This window comes from Colwellia sp. 12G3, from assembly GCF_002836775.1.
Lineage (GTDB): Bacteria > Pseudomonadota > Gammaproteobacteria > Enterobacterales > Alteromonadaceae > Colwellia.
In genome coordinates this window covers 102884-128360 of record NZ_PJAQ01000032.1, presented here as the reverse complement: position 1 = coordinate 128360, position 25477 = coordinate 102884, and the positions used below count along the sequence as shown (strand labels likewise).

The 25477-nt window shown below is 38.5% G+C and carries 23 protein-coding genes; 15 read left to right on the top strand and 8 right to left on the bottom strand.

The annotated features are described in order from the left end of the window. Nucleotides 1-143: 143 nt before the first annotated feature. Both CXF71_RS09430 and CXF71_RS09425 read left to right on the top strand, forming a co-directional pair. On the top strand, nt 144-1400 hold the full coding sequence (locus tag CXF71_RS09430) for a leucine-rich repeat-containing protein kinase family protein (protein ID WP_101232705.1): 1257 nt from the start codon (nt 144-146) through the stop codon (nt 1398-1400). A gap of 99 nt (nt 1401-1499) precedes the next feature. Beyond that, entirely contained in the window at nt 1500-2105 is a 606-nt protein-coding gene (locus CXF71_RS09425) for a DUF1294 domain-containing protein (protein ID WP_101232704.1), read from the top strand. A gap of 65 nt (nt 2106-2170) precedes the next feature. On the opposite strand, the gene CXF71_RS09420 is transcribed toward CXF71_RS09425, so the two are convergent. The 3 genes from CXF71_RS09420 to CXF71_RS09410 all read right to left on the bottom strand — a co-directional run bounded on the left by CXF71_RS09420 (nt 2171) and on the right by CXF71_RS09410 (nt 4702). Beyond that, nucleotides 2171-3058, bottom strand: a complete 888-nt coding sequence (locus tag CXF71_RS09420; protein ID WP_101232703.1) for an alpha/beta fold hydrolase — start codon at nt 3056-3058, stop codon at nt 2171-2173. Nucleotides 3059-3290: 232 nt separating this feature from the next. Then, nucleotides 3291-4220: an NADP-dependent oxidoreductase gene (locus CXF71_RS09415; protein WP_101232702.1), complete on the bottom strand. Its 930-nt coding sequence runs from the start codon at nt 4218-4220 to the stop codon at nt 3291-3293. Nucleotides 4221-4279: 59 nt separating this feature from the next. After that, entirely contained in the window at nt 4280-4702 is a 423-nt protein-coding gene (locus CXF71_RS09410; protein WP_101232701.1) for an organic hydroperoxide resistance protein, read from the bottom strand. Nucleotides 4703-5097: 395 nt separating this feature from the next. Between CXF71_RS09410 and CXF71_RS09405 the strand changes: the two genes are divergently transcribed. The 10 genes from CXF71_RS09405 to CXF71_RS09360 all read left to right on the top strand — a co-directional run bounded on the left by CXF71_RS09405 (nt 5098) and on the right by CXF71_RS09360 (nt 16404). After that, nucleotides 5098-6393 carry an alpha/beta fold hydrolase gene (locus tag CXF71_RS09405; protein ID WP_101232700.1) on the top strand — a complete coding sequence of 432 codons (1296 nt, stop codon included), beginning with the start codon at nt 5098-5100 and terminating at the stop codon, nt 6391-6393. Nucleotides 6394-6444: 51 nt separating this feature from the next. Further along, entirely contained in the window at nt 6445-7530 is a 1086-nt protein-coding gene (locus CXF71_RS09400) for a sensor histidine kinase (RefSeq protein ID WP_101232699.1), read from the top strand. Nucleotides 7531-7536: 6 nt separating this feature from the next. Further along, nucleotides 7537-8265 carry a LytR/AlgR family response regulator transcription factor gene (locus CXF71_RS09395; protein ID WP_101232698.1) on the top strand — a complete coding sequence of 243 codons (729 nt, stop codon included), beginning with the start codon at nt 7537-7539 and terminating at the stop codon, nt 8263-8265. Nucleotides 8266-8506: 241 nt separating this feature from the next. Then, nucleotides 8507-9196 carry an ABC transporter ATP-binding protein gene (locus CXF71_RS09390; RefSeq protein WP_101232697.1) on the top strand — a complete coding sequence of 230 codons (690 nt, stop codon included), beginning with the start codon at nt 8507-8509 and terminating at the stop codon, nt 9194-9196. Nucleotides 9197-9200: 4 nt separating this feature from the next. After that, nucleotides 9201-11696: an ABC transporter permease gene (locus tag CXF71_RS09385; RefSeq protein WP_101232696.1), complete on the top strand. Its 2496-nt coding sequence runs from the start codon at nt 9201-9203 to the stop codon at nt 11694-11696. An 88-nt stretch (nt 11697-11784) separates the two neighbouring features. After that, nucleotides 11785-12921, top strand: a complete 1137-nt coding sequence (locus CXF71_RS09380) for a type 1 glutamine amidotransferase domain-containing protein (protein ID WP_101232695.1) — start codon at nt 11785-11787, stop codon at nt 12919-12921. An 81-nt stretch (nt 12922-13002) separates the two neighbouring features. Then, complete coding sequence (locus CXF71_RS09375) at nt 13003-13704, top strand: response regulator transcription factor (RefSeq protein ID WP_101232694.1); 702 nt, start codon at nt 13003-13005, stop codon at nt 13702-13704. Then, the gene (locus CXF71_RS09370) at nt 13694-14983 is read left to right on the top strand and encodes a sensor histidine kinase (protein WP_198559864.1); all 1290 of its coding nucleotides are present in this window, start codon (nt 13694-13696) and stop codon (nt 14981-14983) included. The genes CXF71_RS09375 and CXF71_RS09370 overlap by 11 nt, the downstream gene beginning before the upstream one ends. Nucleotides 14984-15123: 140 nt before the next feature. After that, the gene (locus CXF71_RS09365; RefSeq protein ID WP_198559863.1) at nt 15124-15996 is read left to right on the top strand and encodes a carboxylate/amino acid/amine transporter; all 873 of its coding nucleotides are present in this window, start codon (nt 15124-15126) and stop codon (nt 15994-15996) included. 177 nt (nt 15997-16173) lie between these two features. After that, entirely contained in the window at nt 16174-16404 is a 231-nt protein-coding gene (locus CXF71_RS09360; RefSeq protein ID WP_101232692.1) for a glutaredoxin family protein, read from the top strand. Between the two features lie 135 nt (nt 16405-16539). On the opposite strand, the gene CXF71_RS09355 is transcribed toward CXF71_RS09360, so the two are convergent. Beyond that, entirely contained in the window at nt 16540-17724 is a 1185-nt protein-coding gene (locus CXF71_RS09355) for an NAD(P)/FAD-dependent oxidoreductase (protein WP_101232691.1), read from the bottom strand. A 365-nt stretch (nt 17725-18089) separates the two neighbouring features. On the opposite strand from CXF71_RS09355, the gene CXF71_RS09350 reads away from it, so the two are divergent. After that, nucleotides 18090-19616: a DUF4397 domain-containing protein gene (locus CXF71_RS09350; RefSeq protein WP_101232690.1), complete on the top strand. Its 1527-nt coding sequence runs from the start codon at nt 18090-18092 to the stop codon at nt 19614-19616. Nucleotides 19617-19620: 4 nt separating this feature from the next. Then, on the top strand, nt 19621-19950 hold the full coding sequence (locus tag CXF71_RS09345; RefSeq protein WP_101232689.1) for a winged helix-turn-helix domain-containing protein: 330 nt from the start codon (nt 19621-19623) through the stop codon (nt 19948-19950). A 101-nt stretch (nt 19951-20051) separates the two neighbouring features. Here CXF71_RS09345 and ftnA read toward each other — a convergent pair whose 3' ends face one another. The 4 genes from ftnA to CXF71_RS09325 all read right to left on the bottom strand — a co-directional run bounded on the left by ftnA (nt 20052) and on the right by CXF71_RS09325 (nt 24455). Beyond that, on the bottom strand, nt 20052-20579 hold the full coding sequence (ftnA, locus tag CXF71_RS09340; RefSeq protein WP_101232688.1) for a non-heme ferritin: 528 nt from the start codon (nt 20577-20579) through the stop codon (nt 20052-20054). A 238-nt stretch (nt 20580-20817) separates the two neighbouring features. After that, nucleotides 20818-21291 carry a peroxiredoxin gene (locus CXF71_RS09335; RefSeq protein ID WP_101232687.1) on the bottom strand — a complete coding sequence of 158 codons (474 nt, stop codon included), beginning with the start codon at nt 21289-21291 and terminating at the stop codon, nt 20818-20820. A gap of 291 nt (nt 21292-21582) precedes the next feature. Further along, nucleotides 21583-23535 (bottom strand): methyl-accepting chemotaxis protein, encoded by a 1953-nt coding sequence (locus CXF71_RS09330; protein ID WP_101232686.1) that lies wholly within the window; start codon nt 23533-23535, stop codon nt 21583-21585. 101 nt (nt 23536-23636) lie between these two features. Beyond that, a complete protein-coding gene (locus CXF71_RS09325; protein WP_101232685.1) occupies nt 23637-24455 on the bottom strand; it encodes a class I SAM-dependent methyltransferase in 819 nt (272 codons plus the stop codon). 285 nt (nt 24456-24740) lie between these two features. Here CXF71_RS09325 and CXF71_RS09320 point away from each other — a divergent pair, with 285 nt between their 5' ends. Continuing rightward, entirely contained in the window at nt 24741-25439 is a 699-nt protein-coding gene (locus tag CXF71_RS09320; protein ID WP_101232684.1) for a single-stranded DNA-binding protein, read from the top strand. Nucleotides 25440-25477 lie beyond the last annotated feature (38 nt).

Below are 25477 nucleotides of genomic sequence, written 5' to 3'. Positions count from 1 at the left end.
TAGTAATGACATTAAATGATTGCCAACTGGTAGCGATAAAATACCTTAGGTCAGCGTTGCTCTTAATCTCGAACGTTGAAGCATTATGATAAAAATTCCAGTAAACTAGCGCCGTTTTTCATCATTTAATCGGACACTTTATTTTGCATACTCTTTCCCAACTTCGTTCAGGCGAACTCGCCGGCATTAGCCATTTAAAGTTATCTGAAAATTTAACCAGTTTCCCTTTAGAAATTTTAACCTTGGCTGATAGTTTAGAGATTCTCGACTTATCTTATAATGCACTCTCTTCATTACCTGATGAACTGGTACAACTGAGCAAACTAAAAATCATTTTCGCTTCACAAAATAAATTTGAACACCTGCCCGAAGTATTAGGCCAATTGCCTAACTTGGAAATGGTTGGCTTTAAATCAAACCAAATAACACAAGTTGCTGAAGCGTCGCTGCCAGCACAATTGCGTTGGTTGATTTTAACGGATAATTTAATTGAGACTTTGCCCAATAGTTTAGGCGAGCGTCCAAGATTGCAGAAGTTAGCCTTAGCTGGCAACCAATTAACGCATTTGCCGCAAACATTAGCGCAAGCTCATCACCTGGAATTAGTACGTATTTCTGCCAATAAGTTAACCGAATGTCCCGAACAGTTATTAAACTTGCCTAAGTTGGCATGGATTGCCTTTGCCGGCAACCCATTTTCAGCGGTTAAAAATAACAGCGAAACTCAAGTCGAAGTGAAGTCAGTACCTCAAATATCATCGGTAAGTTACACCTTAGAAAAAGTGTTAGGCCAAGGCGCTTCTGGGGTAATTTCAAAAGCACATTGGAATACACCACAATCACAATTTCCTGATGATATTGCCGTTAAAGTTTTTAAAGGTGAAGTCACTAGTGATGGTTATCCACAAGATGAATTACAAGCCTGCTTACAAGTAGGAAAACATCCAAATTTAGTCGAATCCTTAGCGCAAGTAAATGAAGACAACTACCTTGCGTTAATTATGAGCCTTATCCCTGAGAGTTATCAAAACCTTGGCCTACCACCTTGCTTTAACAGCTGTACTCGAGACACCTTTCCGCAAGGTTTCAGCTTATCCATTGTGCTTATTAAAAACATAGTAAGCCAGATGCAAGATGTGTTTGCACACTTACATAAAAACCAAGTCTGTCATGGTGATTTATACGCGCATAACACCTTATTTGACGTGCAAGGCAATATCATTTTTGGTGATTTTGGAGCGGCAACTAGTTATCAAATACTAACGCCTGCCCAGCAAGAAAAAGTACAAAATATAGAACACCGAGCGTTAAATCACTTTATTGATGACTTACTGAGTGTTTGTGCTGAAGAAGATAAAACAAGTGCAACATTTAACGCACTAAAGCAGCTCATTGCATAAATAATAACGGCAAACTAAAACAAGGAAGTTTAGAGCAACGCCACCTTGGAATATTTTAACCAGCACAAGTGGTTAATAACTTAATGGGATTGGCATTAAATGCGCTTAAAAGGAAAAATAATTAAATGGAATAGCGACAAAGCCTTTGGTTTTATTACCCCAAATGGCGGCGGTGATGCTGTTTTCATTCACAAAACAGCCTTAGAAAACCGCAGTCGAACCCCCAAAATAAATGATGTTATTACCTTTTCAATTACAAAGGATAATCAAGGAAGGTTTTGCGCCGATCAAGCAAGCTTTTCAGGTGAGAAAATTAAGAAAAAAGAGGCTAAACAAATCAGTACGTTCTCTATCTATTTATCCATACTATTTATTGCCTTGGTAATCGCGGCTTACTTTTTTGGTCATCTACCTCAGAAACTAGTACTCATTTACCTTGGCGTGAGTTTTATTACCTTTCTCGCTTATGCCTTTGATAAATCTAAAGCACAACGAGGTGCATGGCGTACGCAAGAAAGTACCTTACACTTGTTAGCCTTAATTGGCGGTTGGCCAGGTGCGGCAATTGCGCAACAAATGCTGAGGCATAAATCTAAAAAAGCAGAATTCAGAGTAGCCTTTTGGTTTACCGTAGTTGCTAACTCCGCAGCATTAGCTTGGTTGATGTCAGCGCACGGCGAGCCCTTTTTAAGTCTATTTACTTAGTTATTAGTGAAAAATATAACCGCTTATTATGGTGTCACTCAGTAGTCTCCATTTCATAAGTAATCTTATTGATGAGTTTTTAGCCATTCAACCAACAGTGGAAAATGATCGGTAACAGCCTGAGGATGAGTCAGAATATTAATATGATCATAATCTAAGGCATGACCATTCTTCTTTGAAAGTAAATTAAATTTAGCTTGATGATTCGAGGACTCGGCAATAAACGCTTTTACATCTTGCTCATGCCCTAAAACCTTGTCTTTTACTCCGGTAAAGTGCCACGACGGCGGCCATGATATATCTTTAGCCGCTTCATTATAATCAAAGCCATCATGGGGATCGATCCAAGCACCTTTTTTAACCCAAGCAACACTTTGTGCAAGCGACTTTTTCGTTTCATTATCTGAGCCAATACCATACCTTTTAGCGTCTAAAAAGCCGTTTTTATTGGCTAGTTTTATGGCAAAGTTATTCCAGAACAGATTCACTTTTAAAAACTTTCCTACACTTTTTACGCTTACCGTTCTTTTTGTACCAAAACAGGTGTTACTTAACACTTGTGATAAACTCTCCGGATAACGAGCTAAACAACTCGCCATTAACACACCACCCCATGAATGAGAAACTACATGCATAGCTTTGTTGGTCTTTTTAGTGATGTAATCTAAAAACATCGGTATATCTTGGCTAATCGCTTCAAATTGACCAAAGTCAGAATTAGCACTTATTATTGGCGTGCTTTGTCCACGACCACGAAGGTCTGCAACATAAACATCAAAACCCTGTTCAGCTAAATAGCAGGCTAACCCTTTACCTTTCTTAGTGTAAAAAATATAACCATTTTCTATGGCTCCGTGGATCATTAATACCGGCGTGCCAGCTGAATTTTTGGATATATGACGAAGATGTAGCTGGTAATCTTCACCTTGAATATATAACGATTGTTGCTTCATTGCTTACTTATAGCCTCTATAATATGTCACTGACACCAAAGGTCTGACCACTAACCATTAGCATACAGTTAAATAAAACATCAGCAAGAAGCATCATACTTTTGTGATTAAATTTTTTGCTGCAATGCCAAAATACCTTAGAACTAACCTTATATAGATCTAAAAAGGTCGCATAAAGTATGCGACCTTGGTTTTTAAGTTCAGCTAATTCAACTTGAATTAAATTAAGAAATTAACTCACGTCGATGACGATTTTACCGCGTGTGCGCCCAGATTGACTCTGTAAATGCGCCTCGGCTATTTTATCTAATGGAAAACGATGCTCAATAAAGGGCATAAGCTGATCTTTTTCTACTAAAGTATTTAGCTCACGCAAGATACGACTACTTGGCTGGATAAAAACAAATGCGCCCTTAACGTCATGTTCTTTCGCAAGATCTTCGCTTGGTTGGTCAACGATAGAAACTAACATGCCGCCTGGTTTTAATAATGCCCAAGATTGACTCTGCACTTCTCCACCTAACGTATCAACAACTAAATCAACCGGTTCAATCTGCTCGAGTAAGGTACCTTGATTATAATCAACCGCTTGATCAGCGCCGAATTGCGTTAACAATTCTTGATTTTTTGCCGAGGCTGTTGCAATAACTATTGCACCTTTCGCTTTCGCGATTTGTATCGCTAAATGCCCTACACCGCCAGCACCTGCATGAACCAAGACTCGTTGCCCTGCTTTGATTTGGCCTACATCGACTAAACATTGCCAAGCGGTAATGCCCGCTAAAGGTAAAGCGGCTGCTTGTCCGAAATCTAACTTGGCAGATTTCAACGCAACTTCATCAGCTTTTACCGCGACAAAGTCGGCATAAGTGCCATTTCGGCTAATTTCAGGGCGACTAAAAACTTCATCGCCGACGTTAAAATCAGTCACTGAATCACCAACTGCAGCAACGGTTCCTGCTACATCCCAACCTAAGGTTACAGGTAATTTGTAAGGGATAAAATCTTTTAAATAACCTTCTCTAATTTTCCAATCAACCGGATTAATTGACGAAGCTTTAACTTTAATTAAAATATCATCTGCATTGATTACCGGTGTATCAATCTGCTCTAACTTAAGAGTTTCAATACCACCATATTGGTGAATTCGAACTGCGCGCATAATTTATTCCTTGATTGTCATTAGCTAAATTAAGTGAAAATTAATCCGATGGCTATTAATTATAAAGCAACACCATTTACTATTAATTTCACATCGATATTACCGCGTACCGCATTTGAATAAGGGCAAACCTGATGTGCTGTTTTAACAAGTTGAACCGCTTCACTTTGCTCTAAATCTAATACTATTGATAAGGTAACAGCGAGTGCAAAGCCTTTATTATCATTTGGACCAATGCCAACCGTTGCGGTTGTTGGCGCTGATTTTATTGCCACTTTAGTTTCATGGGCTACATGTAATATAGCATTAGAAAAACATGACGAGTAACCCGCTGCAAATAGTTGTTCTGGATTTGTTGCTTCACCCGTTCCACCCATCTCTTTTGGATAACTTAACGCAAGATCCAATTTCTTATCATCTGTTGTTACTTGGCCATTACGGCCAGCATTTGCAGTTGCTGATGTAGTATATAAAATAGTCATTTGAGTATCCTGTTAATGTATAATAGCCAAAGAAAAATGCGCACAATAAGGTTGTGCGCAACTTAATTACAAGTATATTAATAGAATTATAAGGAACACGCAAGTACATTGTGCGCAACTTATTTGTATATCGTAAATAGTCCAACCAAAAACAAAGCAGAAAAAGTGCCTAATATGATGTTATATAAGTCCAAAATGACCAGAGAGGAGTTAGCCACACTGAAAAAATCTTGTGGCACTTTACTCGGCAATGTAAATAAATGACCATTAAAATTATCATTTAACCGCTCATCATAAATTCCCCTTTGCTACTCAAAAACATCGTTATAGTGCGTACATCACACAATATTGAATGAAAAATTCATTAACGAGTTAACCGAAACGAGGTAATTATCATGAAAGTATTTAAAAACGTTATAAAAGGGCATAAACACAAGTCGATAAAGCAATCACTGGCGCTAATAGTCATTAGTGTCTTTAGTATTTTGTCTTTCCATACTGCTGCTGTTACCGCAAATAAAGCGCCACAAGATCAAATGATAAAATTGACAGATAACGCATTACATATGATGAGCTTAGGCGAAGGAGAGTTTACGGTAATATTTGAATCTGGTTTTGGTAATGACTTATCTCATTGGCGCTTAATTGCCCCACAAATAAGTACTAAAGCCAAAGTGGTTATTTACTCACGTGCCGGTTATGGTAAATCTGACCCTATCGATAACGCGCGTACGTTGGTTGAATCTACTAATGAATTACAGCAACTTATCTCGCAAGCGAACTTAAAACCCCCTTTTATTTTCGTTGGTCACTCGTATGGATCGCACATCATTCGAACATATGCGGCTCAAAATCCAGCGAAGGTTGCGGGATTAGTTTTTGTTGACCCTGCCAATGAAAAATTAATGCAAAGGTTAAAACAGTTAGATAAAGAAAAAACGGAAAGTTTTTTAAAAATATACGAAAAAATGGTACCTAAAAAGCTGCAAGCTGAAAGTAAAATATTAATGGCCATTGATGAAAAAGGTGCTTTACCTGATTTTGGTCCATTGCCTAATGTACCTGCGGTTATATTAACGTCTATGGTTCAAGAGTACCCTCAGTTTATTATTCATTCACCAGAAGGAAAGCAGATTTGGCGCGATTTACATACCCAGTTATTTAATCAATTCAGCAATGCAAGCCATATAGTTACCACTAACAGTGGCCATAACATCGCGCTGAATGAACCAGAACTTGTTATCGAATCAATAAACGACGTGATCAAAAAAGCAACGAGCATATCAAAAAACAAACACTTAGCTGCGACATTGATCGATGCGACCAAACTAATCAACAGCAATCACCTTAAAGAAGCTGAAACAACAGTATTTGAATTATTCAGTGATATCAGCTTAAAAGCAGATCACATAAACACCTTAGGATATAAATACCTTGCTAGAAAAGATGTTGCGCATAATGAAATAGTTTTAGCGTCTCTTATTTTAAAATACAATGTCATTAATAATGCTAACTCTGCTAATGTCTTTGATAGTTATGGAGAGTCTCTCCTTGCCTTAGCTAAACCGATAGCAGCGAAAGAACAATTTTTAATTGCGATAAAAATGACTGAAAAAAACAACAAAAATCATCGAGCACTAAAAGGGTATAAAGCTAATCTAGCCAAAGCTGAACAGGCAATAAATGAATAAAGTAACTCATACCAAATAGCCAAAACAAATAAGCAACGTAAGTAATTAGCCATGACAAATAAAGAAAACTTAGCAGCCACAGCAACTATCTATAATAAACGACTGCGTTTTTGGTTATTTCAATTGTGTGGTTGGTTACCCATCGCCATTTTGCTTTTACCTTTTTTTGGTGAAGATCACTTTCTCAGTGTGAATCCACTCTTATTTTCTTTTTCAGTGACCGCCTTTGCTATCGGTACAAGTACTGCTATAAGATTTTTATATCAGTATCTTAATACTAAATCATTAAAAAGCAGTCTTTGGGTATTACTGATAATAAGTGTAAGTTTGTTGTCTGCCTTATTAGTAGATGGTCTTCATCATACTGTTTGGTTTTTTATCGCTAAGCTAAATAATCAATATACGCCGATATACCAAAACCAACCTTTTTTAGCGATTACTGGCTTACTTTGGTTTGCTTATATTTTGTGGAGTAGTTTGTATTTAGCGATAACGAAACAAGACAAACTAAATAACCTGTTGATGAAACAGCAGCAGTTAGAGTTATTGATTAAAGAAAATAAAATTAAGGGCTTATTAGAACAATTAAACCCACACTTTATGTTTAACACCATTAATAATATTCGCGCACTTATACTGCAAGATACTGATAGAGCAAGAGATATGCTATTAAGCTTTGCCGATATTATGCGTTATCAAATTAATAGTCATGACAATGCTTTGGTGCCTCTTGAAGAAGAGTTAAACTTTGTTTTAGAGTTCATTGAACTTAATCGATTGCAGTTAGGCAAGCGACTGAAATTCAGTCAACGTATCGATTCAACCTTACTGAATAATGTTATTCCTCGTATGGCATTACAATTACTGGTAGAAAACGCAATAAAACATGGTTTTAACCAATCAGCAAAGCCAGCAATGCTACAAATAACAATCAAAACCGAGTATACAAAAGATAAGCCTCAAGCGTGGTCAATCTCCGTTAAAAATGATGGTGTACTTAATAATGAAAAAAGTAATTCAGGTATCGGCCTACAAAATTTAGATGCTAGGCTTAAGTTAAGTTTTGAACATAATTATGAATTAACCTTAATCGAGGAAAATGAAGTAGTTGAATGTAAAATATTATTCAATTATTAAACCGTTATGATAAATACCGTCATAGTAGAAGACTCTGAACTTGCACGTTTAGAGCTTAAGAATTTATTGCTCGCTCATCCTGAAATAAAAATTATTGCAGAAGCGGAAGATGTTGATTCTGCAGTAGCCATTATTACTGAAAAGTCACCTGATCTCATTTTAATGGATATCGACTTACCGGGTGGTAATGCCTTCGATATATTATCTCGTTTAGACGTTATTCCTCCTCTTATTTTTACCACGGCATTTGATAACTTCGCACTTGATGCGTTTGAATTTAATACCGTTGACTACCTACTAAAACCAATCAAAAAAGAACGGCTCGAAAAAGCACTCACTAAGTTACTTGCCAAGGAGGATGCTAATACCAGTAAACAACCGACTAATGCAGTTGAACTTTTATCAGGTGAAAGCCAGTTTTTCGTTAAAGACGGTGAGAATTGTTGGTTAATAAAAGTTAATGAAGTACGTTATATTGAAGCGATTGGTAATTACAGCCGCATTCATTTTTCTGAGCATTCCCCAATGCATTACAGCTCAATACAGAAGATTGAACAACGACTTGATCCAAAAACCTTTTTTCGAATAAACAGGCAAGAGTTAGTAAACTTAAACTATGTTGTGGCGATAGAGCCATGGATAACAGGTGGCTTAAGGCTAACACTCTCCTGCGGGAAGGAATTGGATGTATCTCGACGACAATCCAATCATTTTAAAAGTTTGCTGATGTTATAGCCGTTCATCTGATAAATAATTAGGTAAATTTTTACACTCCAAAGCGGCCTAGAGCCTCAATACTAGCCCTAATCTAGCCAAGTTCTACCAACACTGGGGGACAATATCGCTAATGCCATTATCACTTTCGGGTTAAAGGATCGGAAAGTAATAGCTTGATGTACATGTCTTGATTTCACATCCATTTCACAATACGAATCTTAAACTAAGCGCATACCATTGTTAATAATAAGTATTGCCCATGTCCAGCTACATTGAATTAAAAAATATAAGCCAATCGTTTCACGTTCACTCATCGAAAATCACCTTATTCAACGATCTCAATTTATCCATTACTCAAGGTGAGTCTTATGCCATAACGGGTCCTTCTGGCGCGGGAAAATCAAGTTTACTGATGTTAATGTCAGGTTTAGACCAACCGACAACAGGACAAAGTAGCTATGTTAAAGCGGGGATAAGTAGAACATTAGATTTTTTAAGAGCTGATATAGGTTTTATTTTTCAGCAATTTCATTTATTGCCAGAACTCACAGCGCTTAACAATGTGGCTTTACCGTTAAAATTAAGAGGCGACAAACAGGCAATAAATAAAGCGTTAATTTGGCTAGATAAAGTTGGTTTGAGCCATCGAAAGGATCATAAACCAAGTGAGTTAAGTGGCGGTGAACAACAGCGCATAGCGATAGCGAGAGCTCTCGTTTTTGAGCCCCGTTTCATTTTTGCCGACGAACCAACCGGTAATTTAGACCAGCAAAGCGCAACAGAAATTGCTGATCTATTGTTTGCTTGTTGTCATGAAAATAATGCTGGTCTCGTTGTAGTTACCCATAGCGATATTTTGGCTAGTCGGGCGCAACATGCTTTCTTACTGGCTAACGGTGCATTGCTCGATGCCCAGTTCAAACAAACATCAACTAAACGCTTAGGGTGATGTCATGTTAACAAATAATATCAAACTTTCCTGGCACTTTTATAACCAAGAGTATCAACATCCCCATCAACGGCTATTGCGTTGGACCCAAGCTGTATTGTTGTTGTTTATTGTTACCTTAAGTCAATCAAGTGACAGCATACAAAGTTACCTTCATAAAAATCTACAAGGATTACTGGGTGCTGACGCGGTGATCAGTCAGCAACAAACATTAACTGCTGCGCAATTTTCAACAGTATCGGCATTAACCAATAAAATTATTGCTACCCAGCAAATTCAGGCAACGTTGACCCATAATGGTCAATGGCAACAAGCCAAAATCAAAGCTGTTGATAACCAATACCCACTCCAAGGGGAACTGTTAACGTCTCGACAATTGCAAAGCAATAATCAGCAAACATCAGGCGGACCTGAGTTGGGCGAAATATGGCCAGATAGCAGACTATTTGCCAGCTTAGCACTCAAGATTGGCGATCATTTAGTGCTGGCAGAACAACGTTTTTTGGTCTCACGAGTATTACAACATGAACCTGACAGATTGATGGAAGGTCATAGTGTTGATATGCGTGCCATGATTAATAGCTTGGATCTGAACACCTTGAATTTTTCTTCTGACCTTATTGATTATCGCTACCTAATCGAAGCAACTACCGATCAAATGAGTAACCTTATCAAATGGCAGAATAAAAATTTACCCGCGGCACAAATACATCATAAACAGGGTGACCATCCGTTAGCACTTTTTTGGCAACGAACAGAAAACTTTATCGGCTTGGCATCCATCATATTGTTTTTTATGGCAGCAATTGCTATTGAACAATTAACGCAAGTACATATGAAAAAGGACCAATATTTTTCAGCGATATGCATGAGTCAAGGTGCGTCAAATGCTACAGGTATTCAAGTGTCATTCTTTAAGTGGCTAATTGGCATAGTCTTATTATTTCCTGTGGTAGTGTTGTTATCGACTGGCTTTCATTGGTTAATTATTGACTGGTTAAATGATGCATTTGTCGATTTAGTTTGGCAGTGGAATTATTGGCCAACACTAAAAGCGATCATTGCCGTTGTAGCTGCTTTTGCCGTGTTTCATGCTCCGGTTTGGTTTTCTCTGCACTCTAGCTCTGTTGCTAAGTTATTTATCGGCAATACCAAAGGGTTAGGTCATTGGTTTACCCGCATAAGCAGTATATTGGTATTGTCCTGCGTGGCGATAACCTACTCAGATAATGGCCTGTTAACCTTGATGATGGTTGCAGCAATAGTCATCACCATAGGATTACTGATACTGATCAGTTGGGCCACGTTAACCTTTGGGGAAAAACTGACTCAAAATATTTCTGGGTTAGTTCCTTTTACCTTATTTATGATGAAGCAACGACTAATAAGTAAAAGTACGCAAATATTAGGGGTCGGTCTCTGTGCTTTTTTACTGCTGTTTACGCTGATGTTACTAAAAGACCTTGGGTCAACTATGGCGTCGTATCAACGACAACATGATGGTAATGTCATGGTCTCACAAGCTACTCAGTCGCAACTTGCTTTTATTGAGAGTTTGGCACAAGAACCGGGGGTCACTATTCGGCAAGTAAAACCTTATATATACGCCAAATTAATTGCAGTAAATGCGCAGTCACTCGACCAGTTCAGCCAAAAACCAAGTGATAGTATGGCTACATTTACTCGCGCTATTCGATTACATTGGCACGAGTCAATTCCACAAAACAATAAGCTGGTTGATGGCCACTACTGGCAAGCAACAGGGAAGTCCACTAGTCAAAATTGGCAGCAAATTTCTGTTGAACAAGAAGTCATGACTGATTTGGGATTAATCATTGGCGATAACTTAACCTTTTTTATTGGTCAGCAAAGTATCACATTTAACATTACCGCCAGCCATGCGTTTCTACCCGGAGCTGGTTCTATTACTTTTTGGGTGCAAATGCCAACGGCTGCATTGGCACATATTCAATCACCTCGTTACAACATGGCGAGTATCGAGCTTGATGCAGAGCAATGGCCATTGTTAGCCGTACTATGGAAAAAATTTCCAACACTGCGTATGATTTCATTAAAAGAAATGACCGTGCGATTTGATAGTATTTTGGCAATGATTACCCAAGTGATTAGTGGTTTTTCTCTTATGATTATTTTACTCGCTGGTATTGTTATTCTGGCGTCAATTAATGCGCTGGAATCCAAAGAAAAGAAGAAGAATAGCATTATTATGAGCTTTGGCTTTTCTCGAACAACATGCTTTAAACTCAATGTAATCGAATGGTTAGTTACTGCTAGTATTGCAGGCATAGGAGCCATAGTAGGTACTTACATTGCTGGATTGTTAATATATCAATCTCAGTTTTCATTAACCTACAAACCTGACTTTATCTGGTTAGTTTTCACCTTATTTACCCTTTTATTTTTGGTCACCGCCTTAGGCGTTTATGCCAGCAGGAATAACCTGCGTAGTTCCATCAGGCAATTAATGTCCGACACTTAAGGTCAGACAACTACTGTCCAATATTACCATTTCACATTATTTTCACATCATGTTTGTCATGCTGTATGAAATTCTTAGGAGAATAAACATGAAAGTTATAAAACGAATAAAACACCTAGTGACCTTAGTAGTGCTATCACTGATCTCAGTGCAAGTAAGTGCTATGGGGGTAAATAAAAAAATCATCATGGTTGTGAGTGGTTATGGTCAGCAGCAGGGTGAAGCAAGGCCAGGTTATGAGTTTGATGAATTTGCCAAAGCCTATTCAGTGTTTAAAAGCAATGGCATTGCTGTCGATATTACCAGCCCAAACGGTGGTAAAGTTGAAGCTGATAAATATGACCCGGGTAAGTCATACAATGCAACAGTTTTAGCCGATACGGCGATTATGGCGAAACTGAATAACACCATACCAACCGCTAAACTTGACACCAAGACTTATGACGCAATATTTATCGTTGGCGGCAAAGGGGCTATGTTTGATTTACCAAAAGATGAAGCCCTTAAATCGGTTATAGCCGATATTTATCAACAACAAGGTGTGGTTGCTGCTGTTTGTCACGGTCCAGCGGCGCTAGTTGACGTAAAACTTAATGATGGTAGCTACCTTATTGCCAATAAAGCGATTAATGGTTTTACCAATAAAGAAGAAAAATTATTTGGCCAAAAATGGATTAATCAATTTGATTTCATGTTGGAAGATAAACTAACCGAACGTGGCGCTAAGTTTCAATCAAGTGAGATCATGTTAAGCCATGTGGCCATTGACGGTCGACTTATTACCGGACAAAACCCGACATCGACAGTAGCTGTTGCGACACAATTAGTAAGGAAACTAGGATTAACGCCAGTTAACACAAAACAGGATGTTGAAGATAAGACCATGGCACTCATAGCAAAATTCTTAACAGGTGATACGTCAGCAGCAAAAACGCTGTCTGCCCTTCAGGACAAAGACCAAAATGAATACCATCTAGCATTAGTTGGTATGTATGGCTTCTATTACTTAAAAGTAGCTGAAACGAATGAGCACTTTGAAAAGTCACTGACGTTGATGACCGTTGCCCAAAAGGCAATTAATAGTCCTACGTTAGATATGAAAATAGCCCAAACTCAGTCTAAGCTGGGCAATGAAAGTGCTGCCAAGGCCACCTTAAATCAATTATTGTTAACAAAACCTGATTACAAACCAGCAGCAGATATGTTAAAAACCTTAACCCTGTAATGAACTAAAAATAAATGGATGAGTGCCTCAACATTGCGTGTTGAGACACTCACTTCCTACGTTGAGACTTTGGTATTTGCTATGACAAAACAGACAACATCACTTTATATGTTATTAGTTGAAGATCAGCTAAATATCGCGCTAAATATTTCAGACTACATGGAAGAAAAAGGCCATGTATTTGATTTTGCCAGTCAGGGAAAACAGGGACTAGAGATGGCGCTAGAGCATCACTATGACCTAATCATTCTTGATTTAAATTTGCCTGTTATGGATGGTCTAGAAGTTTGTCGGCAATTAAGAGAAAAATCCAATTGGCACATTCCTATATTGATGTTGACTGCAAGGGATAGTATTGAAGATAAAGTGTCTGGTTTTACCGTTGGGGCGGATGACTATTTAACAAAACCGTTTTCATTACAGGAACTTGAAGTGCGATGTTTGGCGTTATCTCGGCGTTATTTATTGCAAACCAGCGATATTCTAACCTTGGGGCCTTTAAGCCTAGATAGGAAAAGAAAAACAGTCACCCGTTCAGGGCAGCTGCTTGATTTACATTCTATGGGGTTTCGCATTTTAACGGTTTTAGCCGAAGCCTACCCTCAAGTTGTCAGCCGCTCGGTGTTATCGCAAAAAATATGGGGAGATGACCCAACAGAATCTGACGCCATGCGATCTCATATTTATCAGCTTCGTTGTGTACTGGATAAGCCGTTTGATTTTCCACTATTAAAAACGGTGCATGGTGTTGGTTTTACCTTGGATGTAACTGATGAGAAGTAAAACGATAAAGAATAAAGCGGTAAAATTTCATAGCTTAAGTCGGCACATTGTGGCCCAATTTTGTATATTTACCCTAGTATTATCGGCTTTTTATGGTTTGTTCTGCTTTATGCTCTTATACAGTTTAGAAGACAGTTTCATCGAACGAGAAGTTGTGCAGGAAGCTAACTATTTGACCACCCAATACCAACAAACTAAGCAATGGCCGGTGATTAGAAATTCATATATGGCACTGCATTTCTCGAAAAATAGTTTACCTGCTGACTTAAAACAACAATTTACCGATGAGCCTCAGCGGAAAGAGTTCTATGGCGCAGAGGGACGCCACTATCATCTTTATACTTTACCTCAATACCCAAATACCTACCTTACTGCTGAAGTTAGCCAAAAATTGTTAGTACGTCCCATTCGGGATGGAGTGCTTCAGTTTTTACTAATAAGTGGCGCTTTTTTAACATTAATCGCTTTTGTTATTGCCTGGATATTAGGACGAAAAACGGCGAAACCGTTAAAGCAGCTGGCTGATTTAGTTGACGGTGTTGCGCTTGAAAATATTCCCGATAGCTTCGCATACCAATTTCCTAACAATGAAATTGGTATTTTAGCGCGTGCGCTGGAACATTCTATGCAGCAAATTAGTAAAGCGTTAGAGCGAGAGAAATGTTTTACTCGAGATGTCAGTCATGAATTACGCACGCCTGTAGCTATTATTAAAAATGCGGTTGAGCTATACCAAGAAAAAAATATAACGAAAGATGAAGGCAAAAATATTATCAGTCGCATAGCCGATGCCTCGATACAAATGGAGCAAACCGTGAATACCTTGTTGGTTTTGGCCAGAGAAGAGCACACATCAGTTAAACAACAGTCGGTGAAATTGCTACCACTGATTGAGCAATCAATAATAGAACATGGTTATTTGCTTGACGGAAAACAGGTTGAGGTTCAGGTTAATGACAATTGCAACGCCAGTGTATTTGCGCAACGGGGCATGCTAAAAGTACTGTTAGATAACTTGCTAAGTAATGCCTTTCAATATACCGATTTAGGTACAGTAAAAGTCAGCTTTTTTGACGAGCAATTAATCATTGAAGATACCGGACCCGGTATTGAGTCGGCTATTTCAACAAGAGTAACTGAGCCAGCAGTAAAAGGTAGTCAAAGCACTGGCTACGGTTTCGGTTTATCTATTGTTAAACGCTTATGTGAACATCAAAATTGGTTGTTAACTGTGGTGAGTCATCAGGGCACGAAAATCTCTGTTTCGTTTGATGGATAAGTCGTTATTGATTTTGAGAAGGGAACAACCATTATCTGCAATCAATGCCTTATCTAAATCGTTTTTTTCTCCCACTGAACATACATTTTGAATGGTCACGGGTATATACTGTCGTCATTAATTAATTAACGATGATATTTATGGCCTATTTATTTGCAGTGACCCTGCTTTGGGCATTTTCATTTAGTTTAATTGGGGTTTATTTAGCAGGCCAAGTTGATGCGTGGTTTAGCGTTTTGATGCGTATTGCGCTGGCTACTTTAGTTTTTTTACCGTTTTTAAAGTTTAAAAAAACACCAAAGCCCTTAGCTATAAAGCTAATGCTCATTGGCGCTATACAACTTGGCGCCATGTATAGTTTTTACTATCACTCCTTTTTATACTTATCTGTGCCCGAAGTATTATTATTTACGGTAATGACACCCATTTATATCACCCTACTAAATGATGCGCTTGAAAAGCATTTTAATCCTCGATTTTTTGTTATAGCCATTATTGCCGTGTGTGGTGCTTTAGCTATTCGCTATGAAAGTATTAATAGTAACTTTTTGATGGGCTTGTTATTAGTGCAAGCCGCCAATATGTGCTTTGCCACAGGGCAAGTTACTTACAAACGCTTAATGATTAACAGTAAGCTGGATCATAAAACTGTCTTTGGATGGTTTTTTATTGGCGCATTAATAGTCGCTACTATGTGTTATGTTTTATTTGGCAATACAGATAAGTTACCAAGTACACCAACTCAATGGGGAGTGCTCATCTACTTAGGTATCATTGCTTCGGGCTTAGGCTATTTTTGGTGGAATAAAGGCGCGACGTTAGTCAATGTAGGTGCGTTAGCCGCAATGAATAATGTACTCATTCCAGCAGGTATTGTTGTTAACGTACTCATATGGAACACAGAGGCCGACATACTGAGGTTAAGCATCGGCGCTGGGATTATTTTAGCCGCATTATTACTTAATCATATAAACACGATACATTCGATGGGCAAAACCTTGCCTGCTGGCTAGTCATAAAATATTAAAAGATGATAAAACCAAGTTTCTGTTGGCAACTTCAAGCTCATTGGTTTACCAAAGTAGCTTGGTTTTCTTTGAATAGAATCGAAAGTTCCGTTAATTCATCTTTGTTTTTTTTTGAGAGTTAAGTAAAATAGTTAGTCTTTAACAGTTCTGTAAAGGTTAGTGATGAAACGCGTTGTTTTATATATTTCAGATAAATGCCCCCATTGCCGTGAAGCTCAAAAATACTTGGATGATAATGGCATTAAATACAGGGTAACAAATGCGAAAATGCAGCGCGGTAGAAAAGAGCTTGACGCTATAGGGGCTCGCTCTGTACCAGCCCTTAAAATTGGTAATGAAGTAATGATTGGCTGGAATCTAGAAAATTTTAAGAAACTCTATGCCGCAGATTAAGAAGTTCAATTCTCTAATTAGAGAATTGAGCAACCAATGGGCACAGAGTTATTGATTACTCCATTTCAACTGGATAACAAAATCTAAAGGAGCAGAGCATCATAAAACCTGCCCCTTAGCATTATACAAACCAAATTAAACTGCCTGTCCACAAGCATAACCACTAGACCAGCAAAATTGGAAGTTATACCCCCCTAACCAACCAGTAACATCAATCACTTCACCAATAAAAAATAACCCTGGCTGCTTTTTACTTTCAAAAGTCTTACTCGATAACTCATCGGTATCGACACCGCCAAGGGTCACTTCGGCCGTTCGGTAACCTTCAGTGCCGTTCGGTTTGATCTGCCATGCATGTAAGTATTCACTTAGTGCAGCAATCTCAGGGTGATTGAGTTGTTTAATGGGTTTGTCTTCGATGACGCCGTCTTTAACCAAAACTTCAACAAAACGTTTCGGTAATAAAGTCGCCAGTAAGTTTTTTACTGACTTTTGCCCTTGGTCATTTTGCCATTGGTTTAAAGTTTCAGTCAGGTTATGTTCGGGTAATAAATTGATCGTTACCGCCTGCCCTGCGCGCCAATAAGATGATATTTGTAATATCGCTGGCCCTGACAAACCTCGGTGGGTAAACAAAATATTTTCTTTGAAGCTGGTGCCATTTTCGCTTGTGACTTCGGTCAACAAGCTGATGCCTGATAGGCCATCAAAACGTTCTTTATCGTGCTCGTGCAAGGTAAATGGTACTAATGCGGCGATGGTTTCGAGTACATTTAAATCGAATTGCTCTGCAATTTTATAACCTATGGGTGTAGCGCCTAGTTTCGGCATGGTTAAACCACCCGAAGCGACAACTAAGGATTTGCATTGGTAGCTTTTGTCATTCGTTGTCACGCTATAACCGTCATCAATTTTGGTGACCGACAACACTTCACTGCGCAGGTTAACTTCAACTCCTGCCCATTCACATTCGGTCATCAATATATCAACCAAATCTTGCGCACTGTCATCGCAAAATAATTGCCCGAGGGTTTTATGGTGGTATTTCAGGCCATGGCGATCGACCAAATCTATAAAATCTTGCGCGCTATAACGGCTTAAAGCGGATTTGGCAAAATGGGGATTTTGACAAAGATAATTCTCGGGCGTTGTATTTTCATTGGTGAAATTTGAACGTCCACCACCACTGATCAATATTTTTCGCGCGGGCTTCTTACCCATATCAACCACAACGACGCTTTTACCGCGATAACCTGCTTGTGCTGCACACATTAAGCCTGCTGCGCCGGCACCAATTATTAATACGTCTGTTGTGTTCACTGTAATACCTTAAGTATAGAAGCCTATAAGAACGCTTAATAAGGAAGTTCTGTGAAGAAGACTTTGAAAATTTCGCCGCTATTATAATCTTTATGCAAATAGTGCGTATACAAAAACTTACCTTACCATTTTTCATTTGTTGTTTTCATAAGCATTTTTACCGAAGCCCCCTTTTCCATTGGCTGAAAACCCGTTGAATTACCTACCAAAAGTGCCGATTAATTAGGCTATTGTGCAAGAAAATGTCACGCTAAATAAAGAAATGCAAAGATTGTGTAAAGGCAGGAACTCTTCCCCAAAGTGACTATCTATTGCTGCATAACATTCACCAACAATTTGTTGCAACTTTACATAATGGAAAACAAATGACCACACTTAATACCCTACAAGCCTTAAAGAGCTGTCTTGCTGCCAGCCTATTATTATTTATTTTACTCGGCTGTGAATCTAGTGACGATAGTAGCGGAGAAGGCTACATTAAACTTTATAATTTATCGAAAGACTCGCCGAGTATTTATTTAACAGTCGATGAAAACCTTACTGAAAATAACGATGATGATGACCATTTTGAGCAAACTTACTCAGCCATTGCCTATGGTAATGCCCATAGTAATATCAGTTTAACCAGCCAAGACTATTACTATCAGCTAGCGTGGCAAGATGATGACAGCTCAGATACTGATGACCTTTCAGTTATTTATGAAAATAGCCTCACTTTAGCTGAAGAGACTATCCACATGATAGTACTTAGCGACAGCGTCTTAGCACCACAAGTGATGGTGCACAGCATCCCTGTTATTGATGATGAAGATGATACTACCGACGATCTTTTCAATCTTAGGGTGTTAAATATGCACTCAGACCAGCAACCCATTGATTTTTATCTTTCTAAAGAAAATGAAAGCTTTAATGAAGCCGTTCTAGTGGGTCAATATAGTTATCAGCAATTATCTGATAATCAAAAACTTGACCAAGATGACTATATTTTTTATATCACAATGGCGGGTAGCGATGAGGTGTTATTCAGATCAACTAGTATCCCTTTTGCTTATAGCTCTCAGAATATTATGGTAGTAAAAGAAAATAACGGTGCGGGGACATCGCCTTATCTATTAGATAAAATGTCTGATTCTGCGGTAATTGAGTATGTAGACGCCGAAGCTGAAGCACAATTTAGCGCCTATAATGCCGTTGCTAATCATGAGCAGTTAAGCAATTACCAAGAAGTTTTTTCTTTACATATTAACGGTGTGGGTGATAACCCCGCTATTGCTTCACTAGCCTATGGTGAAGTGAGTAATGCAATAACCATAGCTAGTGGTGACTACAGCGTAGACCTAACCGACACTGAGGAAAATACACCGTTATTAAGTAACCATTTATTATCTTTAGTTGAAAATACCAATAAAACATTATTTTTCTATGCTGAGCAAGAATATGTCGATACCGATAACGATGGTAATATTGATGAAAATGGTGATGGCATCATTGATGAAATTGAAGTTAACCTATTCTCTTTAATGGTTGAAAATAGCTTACTGACCAGTATTTACGAACATGAAGTTGAAATAGTTAACTTAATTCAATCTGATGATTTTTCTCAAGTTGCCGTATACTTTGTCAGACAAGACGAAACCATAGAGTCTTCGATTTATAACCGTGAAATAAGCTATAAAAATACCAGTTCACTTTTCCTAAAAAACAACAGCTATCAAGTTTTTGTTGTCGCTAAAGATAATGGCAGCTCTATCATATTAAACTCATTTGAATTGATACTGAATGAAGAATCTAATGAGCAGTACTTAATACTCGAAACAAGTAAGAATTCGCCCACTGGCTATAAAACAACAATGTTTCCGCAAACTCCCGAGCAACAACAAGAAGCAGAGTAGGCGCATGTTAACTACAGAGAAACACTTAACCCTAGACAAAATTTTTATTGCCCACGTTGAGTTAAATTTTTTAAATCGCACTGTATTTTTTTTAGGGGAGCCTGTTACCACTACCGGGCTTGAATTTAATTTACTTGCTTTACTTATGGTTGATGCAGGTTCATTGGTTTCAAGAGAGGTTATTGCTCAGCATATTTTTCAGCGTAAACTTGGCTGCTGTGATAAAAGCATTAATAGTCACATGACTAATTTAAGAAAGAAGTTATGGGTGATTTCTTCGTGCCCTGTTATTAAAACAGTTAAGGCCCAGGGGTATATATTCTTAAAGCCTTAATGATTTAACATCTTTGCAAATACACTAAAAATGTTCCCTTCAAAACTCTAAAACACTTTTGAGGGGAACATTTAGTTAGACGGTATAATGGAACAGGATTGTTATGCGCCAGCTTCTGTCATTATGCTGGTGCTACCAACTTTGGCTAGTTCCGCTAAATCCTTATCAACGAAGAACAACGCATGACCGTCATTCCCAACTAAGTTGATTTTATCTAAAATACCTTTGAACAAAGTCTCTTCCTCGTGCTGCTCGGCAACATACCATTGTAAAAAGTTAAAGGTAGAATAGTCTTGATTCGTAAAAGCTTCATGAGCAAGTGAGTTAATTCGCTCAGTGATTAAACATTCATGTTCGTAAGTCATTTCAAATAACTTACCTAACGATTCAAATTCATGTGGCGGCGCATCAATGGCACCAATAATAGGCAATGCACCGGTTTCACTTACGTAAGTAAATAAGCGATTCATGTGCTGAATTTCTTCATTAGCATGTTTACGTAAAAACTCTGCTGCGCCAGCAAAACCTTTTTCTTCACACCATGCGCTCATTTGTAAGTACAAGTTGGAAGAATAAAACTCGAGGTTAAGTTGTTGATTTAACTTGGTTACCATTTCAGCTTTTAACATGATGTTGCCTTAAAGATTTTAATTGGGTGAATTCTGCCTTTTTATCTGTATTGATTCAAGCAATTAATTGTATCACTTTAACTTTGAATACATAAAAAAACCTTATTAACCAATTGGTTAATAAGGTTTATCATTCTTATTCGTGTTCTTATATTCATTGCTTTTAGTGGCTATTGTACTGCCTGTTTTTAGTACGCTAACGCCCACCGTTGTCACTCATACTTATAACAACTGGCTATTAAAGCTGTTCCAGAATAACTTCAGCTTTACTGACTTCAAATGACTTAGGCTGCTCTACATGCAAGCTAATAACCTCGCCATTATCAATAATCATAGCGTAACGCTGAGAGCGTACACCACCAAAACTAGCGGTGTCCATGCTTAAGCCTAATGCTTTGGTATAGCTACCATCGCCATCGGCAAGCATCATAATATTTTCAGCATTTTGTGACTCGCCCCACGCATTCATTACAAAAGCATCGTTAACTGATACACAAATTATTGCATCAACGCCTTTGGCTTTTAATTCGTCAGCCGAAACTACGTACCCTGGTAAGTGTGCCGCAGAACACGTTGGTGTAAAAGCGCCCGGAACAGCAAATAATACGACCTTTTTAGCCGCAAAAAGTTCTGCGGTATTATGCGTGACCATTTCGCCGTTTTTCAATTCTTGTAGTTCGCCTACTGGCATTAGTTGGTTTTGTTGGATCATGAAAACACCTTTATGAGTTTGTGAAAAAATCGCGTAAATAGTTAAACAACTTACACTAGTGGAAGTTAACTATACTCGCTCCACTTGAAGATGCATGATTCAGCTGGAATTAGAAACGCCTTTAGGCAAGGCATTGATTGAAGAGAATAGTTATTCTATTGTCGAAATCAATAACGCAGCATAAAGCGTTTATAAACCAGTCCTTTGGGGAAGGCTGAGCAAATCATACTTCCTGAAACGAGCATCTTCAAGTGGAATGGGTATATACCTAGCTTAACAAACTTAAACTTATTAAGACGCTTTTTTAAGTGTCAGTCCGATATCGTTGACCTGATTACTTACATCGACTGAAATTACATTGGATAATTGCTGCGAGTCACTCACTTCTTTGTCTACATTAGCCATCGCTTGTTCAAAGGCAATAAAGTGCGTGCGTTGCAGGGTAATTTGCTCAAGCGTGTCTTGAGCAACCGTTGCAGAAACTTGCGCTTGCCCTGTTACGGCTAACGCAGTTTCTTGCAATTCATCAGCAATAATGCGTTGATTATAAGATGCTTTTTCAATGTCATTGATAATGCTTTCAATCGAATTACTGGCCCCTTGTAATTGGTTTAAGCGCGCTGAAATTTGTTTGAGCGATTCTTGTGTTTTACCTGCAAGTTGACGTACTTCATCGGCAACAACCGAAAATCCTCGACCATGCTCACCTGCCCTTGCCGCCTCAATAGCAGCGTTCAATGCCAATAAGTTAGTTTGGTCGGCAATGGCGCTGATCACATCGACAATAGAGGTAACTGACTCTACCGAGAGAAATAGCGAGGTGATCGCACTTTTACTTTCCTTAGCTGCCAAGTTGGTCGATTCACTAGCCGCTAGCACTTGTGACACATGCTCCTGACTAATCTCCATCGCTTGTTTGGTCGCTTGAGCATTGTTAACCACTTGCTCTGAAAGGGTGTTGACTGTTTCGGTTGCCTCACCCAAGGCTTCCAGAATTTTTCTCGCCCCTTGTACATGTTCACTGGTGGTATGCGAAGACTGGTAAATGCTTTTGACTTGGCTCTCCATCGTCGTTAATGCTTTGGCCACTAAATCAAGTTGCTGAGCTTTCTCTTTATCATCTTGCGCTAATTTATTGACCATGTGATTAAAGCTAGTGGAGATTTCACCAAACTCCGTTTTGTTATTAATATTGGTAATATTGTCTACTTTGCCCTGCTCCATTAATTGCACAAAGCTATCACGTAAATTACGTAGTGGCTTGAGAATAACACTTCGCTGCAACCAGTAATTGGTTAATAGAAAGACCACTAAAAAGATAAGTAATCCTATGACAATAATATAAAGCTGTTCATTTATTTGCTCTTGCTGTTGTGAAATATCTGTTTCACCTTGCATGATGGCTTTTTCAATATTGCCCACTTGTTTAGCTAATAACGCGAAGCCAATTTGTCGCTGCTGCTGCTGGGCTAAAGTATTTTCTAATTCTCGTTGGTAGCGATTGAATAAAGACTGTAATTCGTTAATAGCATCGAGGCTTAAGTCCTCTTTTTCTTCGCTATCGCCGAGCAAGCCTTCACTGTCATCAACTAAGTCGTTTTCGCTTTCTTCATAAATAGCTAAAGCTTTTTGTACTGATAAGAAACGACCTAGGGTTTTTAACTCTTTTAAAAGCGGCTTTATTGATTGAATATTTGGCTGTGGCTGGGTAAAAACAGCTTCTCTGGCACTGACTAAATCGGCAAGTAATTTCCCCATAGTCTGCATTGTAATAAGATAGTCAAACTGTTGCTTTACCGACAGGACTTGAGTCTTTTGTACATAGTGGGATAAATCATTATTAAGCGCGATCATTTCGTGTTCGCCATTACGCAAGAGTACTAAAGGATCACCACTGAGTTTACCCATGGCGCGAAATTTAGTCTCTATATTATTACCTAGAGCCTTGGCTTGTGAGTCGATTTGTTTAGAGAGTTTATCGATATTTAAGCTATGAGTTTGCTTTACAATAGCTGTAAGTTGTTTTTGTGCCTTGTTTAATAAAGCGGCATCACCTGTTTGTAGGTACTCAACAATAGTGCGATTAAACTTAACGGTTGTTAAGGAAATAAGCGTTTGATAGCCCTTATATTGTGTCCTACTTTTACTTAACGATTCACCTACGTGATACATGGTGACCATAAAAATTACGGCAAAAATACTGATTGCCGTCACAGACAAGCGAGAGAAACTAGAAACGCGCATAAATGAATGCCTTTAAGGTAAATAAAGGCAATAGTCACTCATCAATATGACAATACGGTTACATAAATGTGACGTATTTTGTAGGGTACGTAATGGCAGTACTAAGCCGTAGGCTTGGGAATGGCTTGTTTAACATAAACATCAAAGCGATTTTTTTTCATATTGATGCTCATCGACGGTTTTTTATTGGCTAGTGGCGGCGCATAGCTTGGTCTTTTTACCACAACGCGATACTTTGCTAAGGCTAAGGCTGGTGCAAGTAAATCATCTGCATCCAGATCTTCACCAACAAGCGATTGGAAAATTCGCATTTCTTTTTTTACTGCTGCCGACTTTTCACGGTGCGGATACATAGGATCTAAGTACACCACATCTGGAGCAATAGCTAAGTCTACTTCTTCTAGTGATGAGCCGTGAATTAACTGCATGTTATTAGCAATTTCGGCAACTTCATGATGTAGTTTCGCGCGCTCAATACCGTCATCTAACAATGCAGCTACAACAGGCATACGTTCCAATAAGGTAAGCTTACAACCAAGCCCTGCTAATACGAATGCATCTCTGCCAAGTCCTGCGGTAGCGTCTAAAACATGTGGTGTAAAACCATGTTTTAAACCAACCGCTTTGGCGATATCTTGACCACGGCCGCCACCAAATTTACGACGATGTGCGACTGCACCTTCAACGAAGTCTACTTTAATAGCGCCCAGTTTAGGCTCATCTAATTTACAAAGCTCAAGTGCGTGGTGATGCATTTGCAACATAAATTCAAGTTTTGGCTGTTTACTGGCAGCAGCAACATGCCCTATGTAGTTAAACTGCCATTTTTTGGCAAGTCGTTTAGCGTATTCGCTATCGACACTATCTACGTAACCAAGAGCAATGTTACTTAAGTTTTCGCTGACAATAGTTGGGCTCATTAGCTTCCTATATGCTTGCCCAAGAAAGACAAGATTTTTTGATTTGACTCTAAAATATTATCCTCATTATAAAAGCCATGGCCTTCTTTGTCTTTCACTAACCACTCAAATGGCTAGTTAATTGCGGCTAAAAATACTTTTAATACATTTCTAGGCATTTATTCCTGACAAACTATTAACAACAGCACTGCATTCATACTAAAATGTGATCACTTGTCCTAAATTACACCAAGAGAGAGTAAGTAACTGAGTAATTGGTTTACTGTACACTCACAGGAAAAACTTTTGTCATTATCAGATGCCGTTAATAAACATATAGAAACACCAAGTCCGCAGCTTTGTGCCGTGACTTTATTGGGCAATTTAGTGGCAACGCCAGATATTCGTTATCGTGCTAACCCTGCTACCGCTGTAACTGAAATTGTTTTAGCAACCTCGAGTAAGTGGTTAGATAAAAGCACCAATAAGTACAAAGAATGGACCAGTTACCATCATGTAAAGGTGGAAGGCGAGTTAGTAGAAAAGGCATTACTTCACGCCAACAAGGGTGACATTATTTTATTGCATGGTTATTTAAGTAATATCAAGCCCAATTCGACGGATAATAATACAAATCTCATCGGTATTGTACACGCCAATTTCGTCCAAAAGTTCAATAAGGGCTATACTCAAGCAATTAACCAAATTCACTGTAGTGCTCAATTAATCTCAAAACCAAAACTGATGTTAACCGAACACAATAAGCATATTACCCAAGCAAATATTGTTATTAACCAGCACATTTATAATACTGATAAGCAAATATGGCAGACAATTTCAGTAGAACGTGCCATTCACGTTTGGGGAAAACAGGCACAACATCTAGCAGAACATGGCGATATAGGGGATGAGCTGATGTTAGAAGGAAAATTAAGTTACGTCAGTGGCGCGAGCAAAGAGCAATTTATTGAAGTAAAAAATGTGCATTTATTTAAAAACACATAAAAGTATATTGTAAAAGATTCGTTAGCAAAAGACTGAAC

Excerpts from the sequence above, each read along its gene's own strand:
- CXF71_RS09345 (WP_101232689.1), top strand. The coding sequence starts at position 19,621 with ATGTTAACTACAGAGAAACACTTAACCCTAGACAAAATTTTTATTGCC.
- CXF71_RS09420 (WP_101232703.1), bottom strand. The coding sequence starts at position 3,058 with ATGAAGCAACAATCGTTATATATTCAAGGTGAAGATTACCAGCTACAT.
- CXF71_RS09400 (WP_101232699.1), top strand. The coding sequence starts at position 6,445 with ATGACAAATAAAGAAAACTTAGCAGCCACAGCAACTATCTATAATAAA.
- CXF71_RS09350 (WP_101232690.1), top strand. The coding sequence starts at position 18,090 with ATGACCACACTTAATACCCTACAAGCCTTAAAGAGCTGTCTTGCTGCC.
- CXF71_RS09335 (WP_101232687.1), bottom strand. The coding sequence starts at position 21,291 with ATGATCCAACAAAACCAACTAATGCCAGTAGGCGAACTACAAGAATTG.
- CXF71_RS09410 (WP_101232701.1), bottom strand. The coding sequence starts at position 4,702 with ATGACTATTTTATATACTACATCAGCAACTGCAAATGCTGGCCGTAAT.
- CXF71_RS09370 (WP_198559864.1), top strand. The coding sequence starts at position 13,694 with ATGAGAAGTAAAACGATAAAGAATAAAGCGGTAAAATTTCATAGCTTA.
- CXF71_RS09325 (WP_101232685.1), bottom strand. The coding sequence starts at position 24,455 with ATGAGCCCAACTATTGTCAGCGAAAACTTAAGTAACATTGCTCTTGGT.
- CXF71_RS09365 (WP_198559863.1), top strand. The coding sequence starts at position 15,124 with ATGGCCTATTTATTTGCAGTGACCCTGCTTTGGGCATTTTCATTTAGT.
- CXF71_RS09385 (WP_101232696.1), top strand. The coding sequence starts at position 9,201 with ATGTTAACAAATAATATCAAACTTTCCTGGCACTTTTATAACCAAGAG.
- ftnA (WP_101232688.1), bottom strand. The coding sequence starts at position 20,579 with ATGTTAAAAGCTGAAATGGTAACCAAGTTAAATCAACAACTTAACCTC.
- CXF71_RS09425 (WP_101232704.1), top strand. The coding sequence starts at position 1,500 with ATGCGCTTAAAAGGAAAAATAATTAAATGGAATAGCGACAAAGCCTTT.
- CXF71_RS09415 (WP_101232702.1), bottom strand. The coding sequence starts at position 4,220 with ATGCGCGCAGTTCGAATTCACCAATATGGTGGTATTGAAACTCTTAAG.
- CXF71_RS09405 (WP_101232700.1), top strand. The coding sequence starts at position 5,098 with ATGAAAGTATTTAAAAACGTTATAAAAGGGCATAAACACAAGTCGATA.
- CXF71_RS09330 (WP_101232686.1), bottom strand. The coding sequence starts at position 23,535 with ATGCGCGTTTCTAGTTTCTCTCGCTTGTCTGTGACGGCAATCAGTATT.
- CXF71_RS09395 (WP_101232698.1), top strand. The coding sequence starts at position 7,537 with ATGATAAATACCGTCATAGTAGAAGACTCTGAACTTGCACGTTTAGAG.
- CXF71_RS09375 (WP_101232694.1), top strand. The coding sequence starts at position 13,003 with ATGACAAAACAGACAACATCACTTTATATGTTATTAGTTGAAGATCAG.
- CXF71_RS09380 (WP_101232695.1), top strand. The coding sequence starts at position 11,785 with ATGAAAGTTATAAAACGAATAAAACACCTAGTGACCTTAGTAGTGCTA.
- CXF71_RS09390 (WP_101232697.1), top strand. The coding sequence starts at position 8,507 with ATGTCCAGCTACATTGAATTAAAAAATATAAGCCAATCGTTTCACGTT.
- CXF71_RS09360 (WP_101232692.1), top strand. The coding sequence starts at position 16,174 with ATGAAACGCGTTGTTTTATATATTTCAGATAAATGCCCCCATTGCCGT.